This window comes from Sulfuricurvum sp. (genome assembly GCF_028688295.1).
In the GTDB taxonomy this organism is placed as follows: Bacteria; Campylobacterota; Campylobacteria; order Campylobacterales; family Sulfurimonadaceae; genus Sulfuricurvum.
The window spans coordinates 1-4,105 of sequence record NZ_JAQTYM010000112.1 but is presented as its reverse complement, the minus strand read 5'-3'; the positions used below and the strand labels follow the sequence as shown (position 1 = coordinate 4,105).

Genomic DNA, 4,105 nt, shown 5'->3' with positions numbered 1-4,105 from the left:
CAATGATCTCAAACTCAAATCTAAGTCGCTTTCTCAAGCTTCCCAGTGTTTGTGGACGGGAATTATAGGGGATTTAATCAAGAATGTCAAGAGGTAATCAGAAGAAATTTTAGGGAATTTGAAAAAAACTGAAAAAATCACTTTTTATAGCTGATTGATACATAACCCGTTTCTGGTGCAACTGTTAATGTAGCATTTCCATCTGTATGGATCAACGTAATATTACAATCATCAGTTAAAATATTAGCGAATGGTGTTGTTGTTGATGTTCTTGTATATGGTCTACCTAAATTATCAAATCCAATTCTATTAGAAGTGGCACTAGATGGATTACAACTATTACTAAAAGTTACATTGCTAATACCAAACTCTCTAGAGATCATTAAATTGTCCATATATTTATAAGGTGCGCTCATAACTTCACTGTTTGCACCACGCATTAACTGCTTAGTTAAGGGATCGATGGCAGTTTCATCATCGTCCTCATTCGTATCTTTATCTTCATTACTATATATTACATAAATCTTTTGACCTAGGTCAAAAGCATCATTCTCAAATTGAATTTGCCAGCGTTTTTGCCACCAAGTCGGATCATTTGGATCATATTTGTCATCTACCATTGCCAAATGTTGCGTATAACGTATATGATTAGCCACTTGCTCAGCTGCTTGCTGTAATGGATTGGAATTAAAACTCGGCATAGCGAGAACCGCTAAAATACCTATTACTATGATAACAAAAACAAGTTCTAGAAGTGTAAAAGCAAAACGTTTCATTGATAAATACCTTAGAAAACAAAATTCATGTAAAAAAGATTATAACAAAAGAATGAAAAAAAAGAGGAAAGTGAATTATAGGAGGATTTCCCCCTAAGGAGGAAAATGGAGCGTTAAATTTCGTCTGCGAGTTCGACGTTGTAAAGGATATCGTCTGTCGGGTGACGATACATCGGCATACCGAGACGTTTTTCATCCAAAATATGACCGATAAATCCGATAGAGCGACCGACAACGAAGAAGGCATTTAATGCACCTGCTTCAATAAAGCCGTCAATCTCTTCTTCAGAATATCCGAGTGCACGCCACATATCAACCATTAAGATACCGATAGTACCATCAACGTTCAAAATAAGATTATCTTTTTTCGACGTGGTAAGTTTTTCAACTTCAAGTGCGAAATCAAGTAATGGAGTAGCCGGGAAATGCTCAGCCGCATATTTTTTCAATCCCGATACACGAAGGTCAGGGTTACGAACCGATTTGATACGGTGACCGATACCGGAGATCGTTTTACCCTCTTTTTTCATGTAATCGATGAACTCTGCCGGAGACATGCCACGATCATTTGCATATTTGAAATAACGAGCCGCATCATCAATCGCTCCACCGAAACGTGGTCCGATAGTCAAAAGACCTGTTACGAGGGAACTGATAACATCTTTCCCTGCACGAGCGGTAACTTTTGCATTGTGTGCACCCGAAACGGCAGGACCGTGATCGGCAACGGTTTTAATAACCGTCTCAAGATAATCAGTTGCCCATTTCGGATAACGTTTTTTGAACCAAAGCAATGAGATAACATCACCGATACCGAAACCGGTTTCAGGAGTTGCCACTGAACTGATCGGGTAGCCTGCGTAGGTTGCTTCATCACCACGGTCATCAGAGATTGTACAAATGAACTCTTTTTTACGGCGTACTTTTGGAACTGAGCGAAGTTCCGGCTCAACGATTTCGCCGATAGTGCCAGCTGCACGAAGTTTTCCGTATACTTCTGCAATCGTGTGAGGAAGATCATTGAAGCTCGCAGGAACATGGATGCCTGCTGCTGCCATCGCTTCATTTTTAGACGCGGCTGTCTCTGCATCCGCATTTGCCGAAGCACCTGCGTGACCGAATTGAACACCTGAGCTGAAATGTTTCGCAATCGTACCGATACACCATGCGATGATCGGTTTTTTGATCTTGCCCGCTTTTACCGCTTCGATTACTTTGTACTCTTCGGTTCCGCCCACTTCTCCGAGAAGAACCATATATTTAACTTCAGGGTTGCTCTCCATACGAAGAAGGTTATCGATGAATACTGATCCTACGAAACGGTCTCCACCGATCGCAACACCCTCTGCAATACCATCAGCATTAATACTAATGATGTTTGAAAGTTCATTAAACAAACCGCCTGAGCGCGTTACAAGTCCGCATGAACCGGCGCGGTGAAGTTTAGAGTTAATGATATTTTCGATGGTTCCGCCGACGTTTGCGATTTTGAATCCGCCCGGAGCGATACCGCCGACCGTTGCCGGTCCGATAACAACCACACCCGCATCACGAGCCGCTTGGTTCATTTTACGAGCAAGTCTCTCAGGAATCCCCTCAGCGGTAACCATAACAGTTTTGAATTGTCCTTTGATCGCGATTGCTTCCATAGTAACATCATACGCTGTACGGAAAGATCCAAAGTTCAGAAGGACATCTGCATTTGGAAATGCAGCTGCCGCTTCGGTCGTATTACGGAAAACCGGAACCATGATCTCATCGGGACCATAGAAAAATTTCTCGAATTTGTTTCCTGATGTTGGAGCAACGATTGCAGCAACGGAAGGTTTTACGCGATTGATGACATAATCATAATCCAACATACGTTGGATAGCGCTCGCGTTGTTGTTCCAAAAAATTGCTTGTGTATCTTTGGTAAATAAAGCACCCATATTCTCTCCTTATTTCTCTAAAGCCATACGTACGATATCCGTTACGTGTGTTTCTGGCCCATAAACTTCGATATAGAGACCTAAACGGTCTGCCGCTTCTTTGATGTCTTTGAGACCTTTTTCATAGTTTGGTCCACCACGACGAACATAAATACGTGTGTTATGCTCTTTCATACGATCCGCATAGGTTTCGAATGATTGAATAATACCGGTAAAGGTTTTTGCAACATCGGTGAAGTTTGCAATCGCACCGCCGATGATCAAGATTTTATCGCGACCTTTTGGATCTTTGTGACGAGTCATCAAATCCAAAACGGTATCCGCATAAAATTTGGTTTCACCCGTAGTCGGTCCACCGGAGTACTCACCGTAGTTAGCAAGATCAGCAACGTTTCCAGAGAGATCAGCAATGGTATCAGCATATACAACTGACGCACCACCACCCGCAACCATGGTCCAGATACGGCCCATAGGGTTGAGGATCGTGAGTTTCAATGAAGCACCCGATTTTGAGTCAGCTTCTGCAATCGCTTTTTCTTCAGGAGATTGATCTTCCATACCGAACGCTGTAGGGAACTCAGCACCGCACCATGATTCACCCATCATAAACCCTGCCGTGTCATCAAGACGTGCAACAAGATCAAGAATGTGCATATCGTTACCGATCATAACAATCGGGTTGATTTCAAGGTAGGCGAAATTTTGATCGCGATAAAATTTGTAAAACTGTTCAGCAAAAGCGATAAAGCGCTCTTTGTTTTCTGCCGGAATACCTGCAGGTACATTTGCACGGATCAGATGAGCAATGTTGGCATCGTCCATAGTGATTGGGATCGTTACTTCGTTAACTTTTTCTTCCCATCCCTCTTCAACTTCCATACCACCCTCAGCTGATAGATAAAGGACATCGTCTTCACCTACTGTGGTTGCTGAGATATAGTACTCTTGGTCTTGAGAATGGGGAGTGAACGGCTCAATGATAAAATGGGTCAATGTCCCGTGCTGACCCGATAGAAGAGTCGTTTCGTGAGAAATTTTTTCATCGATCCATTTTGCGGCTTCTTCAAGTGTAACATCACCCGGTTTGTTTGTTTTAAACAATACAAGATCATTTTTACCACGTTTACCGAACAACATATCCGGTTTTGCAACCAATGCTTCTTGTTTCAACCACTCAAATCCGTGTTTTTGCGCACAAGCGCGTAGTTCATCACCATTAGTTACCAATACTGATTTGAAACCGTAATGAAACCCACTGAAGTATTTTTCCCAATGTTTAGAGAAAATTGCTTTACCGTCGTATTCACGAATCGCTCTTTGAGCCATTGCAACTCCTTCGAAAAATCTATTTGATAGAAATTATATCACTTATAAGGAATTTGAACTCTATCTCAAAAG

Annotated in this window: 3 protein-coding genes; all 3 read right to left on the bottom strand. The window is 42.0% G+C overall.

All coding sequences use genetic code 11. From position 1 onward, the window contains the following. Positions 1 to 137: 137 nt before the first annotated feature. Entirely contained in the window at positions 138 to 776 is a 639-nt protein-coding gene (locus tag PHR02_RS13160; RefSeq protein ID WP_299992714.1) for a Tfp pilus assembly protein FimT/FimU, read from the bottom strand. 113 nt (positions 777 to 889) lie between these two features. Beyond that, positions 890 to 2,707 (bottom strand): citrate/2-methylcitrate synthase, encoded by a 1,818-nt coding sequence (locus PHR02_RS13155; protein WP_299992711.1) that lies wholly within the window; start codon positions 2,705 to 2,707, stop codon positions 890 to 892. A 9-nt stretch (positions 2,708 to 2,716) separates the two neighbouring features. Next, positions 2,717 to 4,033 (bottom strand): ATP citrate lyase citrate-binding domain-containing protein, encoded by a 1,317-nt coding sequence (locus PHR02_RS13150; RefSeq protein ID WP_299992709.1) that lies wholly within the window; start codon positions 4,031 to 4,033, stop codon positions 2,717 to 2,719. Between the last annotated feature and the right edge of the window lie 72 nt (positions 4,034 to 4,105).